Here is a 5,099-nt window from a genome sequence, read left to right as displayed (position 1 = left end):
CAAGCTTTCGGGACGTACATTCGAATGCGCAGCCAACATGGCTTGCAATCGCTGCACGAAATCGGCCTGCTGGAGCTGCAAACCACCAATATTCACACTGACGGGTATATCCAGCCCAGCGTTATTCCAGCTTTCGATTTGCTGCAGAGCCTGCTCTATCACCCATTCACCCAGATCAACGGCAACAGGCTGATCTTCGATCACGGGTAAAAAGTCTGCGGGCTGTAACTGCCCCTCATCAGGATGATTCCAGCGAATCAAAGCTTCCATACCTACGACCTGACCGCTGCGCATATTCACTTTTGGCTGATAGTGAAGCTGGAATTCATTTTGTACCAACGCCTCAGCAATACGGCCCTGTGTTTCACGCTGACCACGCATACTGCGATCATGTTCTGTGTCGAAGAAGTAATAGCGATTTTTGCCCGATAGCTTGGCCTGATACATCGCCTGATCGGCCTGGCGCATCAGCTGATCGGCATCAACGTCTTCAACCTGTGGATAGAATGTCACCCCGAGACTGGCTGACACTTGTAACACCAGATCATCTATCAGGATGGGTTCAGCAATGGCACTCAGGATACGGCGCAGCAGTGGAATCGAACTGGCGGTATCTTCTATATCAATCAGCACCGCAACAAATTCATCGCCACCCAGACGGGCAATCGTGTCACCTTCGCGCAATTCACGCTGAAAACGATGCGCAATAGCGACTAACAGGTGGTCACCGATCTCGTGCCCGTGGTTGTCGTTAATCTCTTTAAAACCATCCAGATCGATATACACCACCGCCAACCCCTGCCTTCGACGATCTTCCTGATGCATGGCTTGTCGCAAACGATCAGAGAGCAATAAACGATTTGGTAAGCTGGTCAGTTTGTCATGGTAAGCACTGAATTCCAGCTGATGCTGCTGTTGCTTCTGAGTCGTAATATCGGTGCACACCCCCACCCACTTGTAGGGATGACCATCATCGTCAATCAATGGCAATGCACGATCGCTCCAAAAACGATAGGTCCCGTCTTTGTGACGGACGCGATATTCATAACCAATGGGTTGCGTAGAGGTTCTATGCAGGCCCACAGCATCCGCCAACACGCCTACATCATCCGGGTGGATCAGTTTCAACCAGGTGTCGATATGATGCGAGACCTCTCCCGCCTCAAACCCCAGAATACGATCAATATCACCAAACCACTGCAGTGAGTCGGTGGCGACATCCCATTCATAGATCAAGTCATAGGCGGCTTTCCCTGCGACCCTGAATCGCTGCTCGCTTTCTCGCAGTGCCTTTTCAATACGTTTAATCTCAGAAATATCCACCGAAATACCACAGAGCGCATAAATTTCACCTTCTTCGGTGCGCAGAGGTAATTTGGTTGTTTTATAGGTGGTGGGTTCGCTACGACCGAGTATTTTGACGGTTTCTTCTTTACACAAGGCCTCACCCTGCACCATCACCTGTCGATCATTCTCTCGAATGTGCAGCGCACTTTCTGCGTCAAAGAATTTCTCATCGGTAAAGCCAACGATATCCTGCTCTTCACTGTTCCAGATATTGCGAATTGGCTGGTTGGCAAACAGATAACGTCCCTCAATATCTTTCAGATAGATATAGGCATCGACGTTATCCAAAATCGTACGCAACTTGCCTTCACTCTCCGCCACCTGTTTCTGTGCATTGACGATATCAGTGATATCGTGAGCGATGATGAGTATCTGACTATTGCCCTGAGTATCAAGAAAAGGCTTTTTGATCGACTTGAAATGACGCACTTCTCCCGTGGAAGCATCAGTGCTGTCTTCGTACACCACTTCGGTTTCACCACGGGCGATAACGGTCAGCACGTTTTCGTGGAAAAACTCGACCATCTCAGCGGGCACACCAAAGTCACTATCATCTTTACCCACCATCTCTTCCGGCGTGGTGTGATACAAGCGGGCCACCGCTTTGTTGCCTAACAGAAACTTACCGTGGCGGTCTTTTAACACCAGCACATCCGGCATTTCGTCAATCACCGTTCTTAATAGCGCCTCCCGTTCGTGCAACGTACGCAACGATGTATTGAGCTGTGATTGCGCATGCTCGGCCTGATGCCTTGCCTTAGAGGCTGCGCGCACGGCACGTGCCATTGCCAGAAATGCCATAAGCAATATCAATGACGCCCCCCCATATCCCAGCCGCATCGCGGCCAGATTGTCCGACGTACCCAGGTACGATGAGGTCGGCACCGCTGCTAGCTGCCAACTGCCCACCGGCAGTTGAATTTCTGTCAGCTCTGGCTGCTCATTGAAAAGTTCAGCGCGGCCAAAAAAGACGCCACCTTCTGCGCCCAACGCATCCCGCCCACGGATAGCAATCTCAACCGGCAATTCATGATTTAGGATGCCACTGTTTCTATACAGACTCTGCTCATCAATCAACGCACTCGCGATACCCCAGAAATAGCCCTCACCCCTCATGTTCTCAAGACTGATCGGCATGCGCGCAATAAATGCCGTACCCCCCTCAATCAGATCCACGGGACCTGCCAGCACAATTTCGCCTGTTTTTCGGGCCCGCTCGATCGCCCCAAACTGCTCGGGCACCAGACGCAAATCCAGCCCCAATGCATCCCTACCATCGGCCGGCGGGTAAATCAGTTTGATCTTCAAATCAGGCGCAGCAGACAACCCCAGCAATTGAGTATTTCTTTTCAACAGTGCCGCCGCCGCTTTTTCGAAGGTCGGCTGATCTAGCTGAGGATCTGTCGCCAATGCAGCAACTAACCCTTTCGCCAGCTGAATATCGCTCACCAGATTGTTTTCCAGTTGGTTACGCAGGGTATAAAGGTGCTTCTGAACATCGGAACGACGCTCTGCTGCATAGCGCTCGGCACTGAGTGATTCAGCCAGATAAATACCGAATGACAATACAAAGATAAGTATCAAACCCAGTATATAAACGGCTGGCGGAGTGAAATGAGTTGTCGCGGGCGGGGCTGATGAGTGCTCACCCACATCGGAATTAGAAGGCTGGATCAACCGCATGATAATCTGTTCCTTTGTCTGAGCATCCGACTACTACGATTTATTCAATCGCCAGTCAAAGGCAAGGGTCCAGGATCTCCAGTATTCAAACAAAGCGGAGATCAATCTGAATAGTTGCACAATAACGCGCATGCAGCAATTCAAACAACGAACGACTAAATACTCTATTGTCGTGGAACAAAACACGGGAATACGCAACGGACATGCGGAGACGTAAAAGTGCTAACACACTAAACAGTATCTGAAAGATATCAACGGATGCTAACGGATGGGCACGGGGTCATGTTGAGACAAAAAAAACCGGCGGAACATTGCTGCCCACGCCGGATTACTTGCCAGTTAATACGAGGCCCTGAACACCTCTGAGAGTCAAGGTTCTAAAACAGCCATCGCACGCTGTCAGATAACGAGGAGAGGGTATCATCTGACATTTAACCCGAGCATTTAGGTTAATACGTGCAACAACCGTGAGAACGCCATCAAAGATAATCCTGATATTCAATTTCACCAATACCTCTGAAGAGATAACTTTTATATACCCCTCCAAGAACCGGTCATTTTTAACATCCGTCATTTACTTTCTACATTATACGTTGCACATATCCATCGCAAAAAACCGCCGACAACTGACGTTAGACGAACGTGTACCCCTTAAGATACCCCCAGCGTCAAAAACAACGACAGAACACGACCAATGAACATAAATATTCTTATTATTCAACATCTTAGCAATCATAAGACCTAGTACCACAAAGGTGGTATACACCCCTTCCCACCGCCTGCCAGCCTAGTAAAGCGTTGATATATATCAATATCCGCCGATTAGAAAGGGCCTATTTTGGCAGCAAGATTATTGTCATTGCTACCGCCCAACGGGTTGATTTGCTGAAAGCACGTGTCTTTATCTGCGTTTAAAAACACCACCGTTTTTGATCGCTCAAAAAGATAAACCACGAGACACAAAGCACTATCTGTTTTCCGGTACAACGCCTGTAACGCATCAAACGCTGTTATTATTTTAGGAGCAGTCACATGTCCACTAGCAGAATAAGGTTATTAGATTTTGGCGATCCCAAGATTAAAACCTTACACGTAACTTGGTTCGCATTTTTCCTGACCTTCGTGGTCTGGTTCAGCCATGCGCCGATGATGGCCTACATCAAGGATGTCTTTGGTCTGACCAGCGCCGAAGTCAAAGCCCTGCTGATATTAAACGTAGCGTTGACGATTCCGTCGAGGATCATCGTCGGCACACTGGTGGACAAGTTCGGCCCGCGGCTCATTTACAGTATATTGCTGGTTATAGGGGGGACAATCTGTTTAGGTTTTGCCGCCGCACAAACCTATGAACAACTTGCAATCATGCGTTTCCTCAGCGGCTTTATAGGCGCCGGTTTCGTTATTGGTATCCGCATGGTCAGTGAGTGGTTCCCCGCGAAACAAGTAGGTGTTGCAGAAGGTATCTACGGTGGTTGGGGTAACTTCGGTTCAGCAGCAGGCGCGATGACTCTGCCAACTGTCGCACTGATGTACGGAGGTGAAAACGGCTGGCGTTATGCACTGGTATCCATCGGCATAATGGCAATCCTGTACGGCTTCTTCTACTACCGTGTAGCCCGCAATACTCCCAAAGGCTCCACTTACTTCAAACCGAAGAAAAGTGGTGGCCTGGAAGTCACTAGCAAAGGCGACTTCGTTTTCTACATCCTGATGAACATCCCGATGTACGCGGCGCTGGCAGTCCTGACTTGGAAACTGTCGCCAACCAACATCGGTTTGCTGGATGAATTTTCCACTAACGCAATCTACGTCACTTTGATTGTGCTGTTCTTCGTACAACTGCGTGCGATCTACCATGTAAATGCCGAGAATCTTAAACATGGTGTGCCAGAGCTGCATCGTTACAAGTTCAAACAGGTTGCTGTTCTGGATGTAGCGTATTTTGCAACATTCGGCTCCGAGCTGGCCGTTGTATCGATGCTGCCGCTGTTCTTTCTGGAAACCTTTGAAGGCCTAAGCCCTGTAACTGCGGGCTTGCTAGCGTCTGGTTTTGCCTTTATGAACTTAGT

At 49.2% G+C, this 5,099-nt stretch carries 2 protein-coding genes; one reads left to right on the top strand and one right to left on the bottom strand.

The window, feature by feature from the left end; all coding sequences use genetic code 11:
* Nucleotides 1-3,030: diguanylate cyclase domain-containing protein (locus ABYW01_RS13595; RefSeq protein WP_372833552.1), on the bottom strand; the 3,030-nt coding region annotated here is incomplete at its 3' end.
* Between the two features lie 1,032 nt (nt 3,031-4,062).
* Here ABYW01_RS13595 and ABYW01_RS13590 point away from each other — a divergent pair.
* The coding region (locus ABYW01_RS13590) for an MFS transporter (protein WP_372833549.1) at nt 4,063-5,099 on the top strand (1,037 nt) is incomplete at its 3' end.

It is taken from the genome of Pontibacterium sp. (assembly GCF_041587635.1).
GTDB lineage: Bacteria > Pseudomonadota > Gammaproteobacteria > Pseudomonadales > Balneatricaceae > Pontibacterium.
This window is presented reverse-complemented; position numbering and strand designations above follow the sequence as displayed.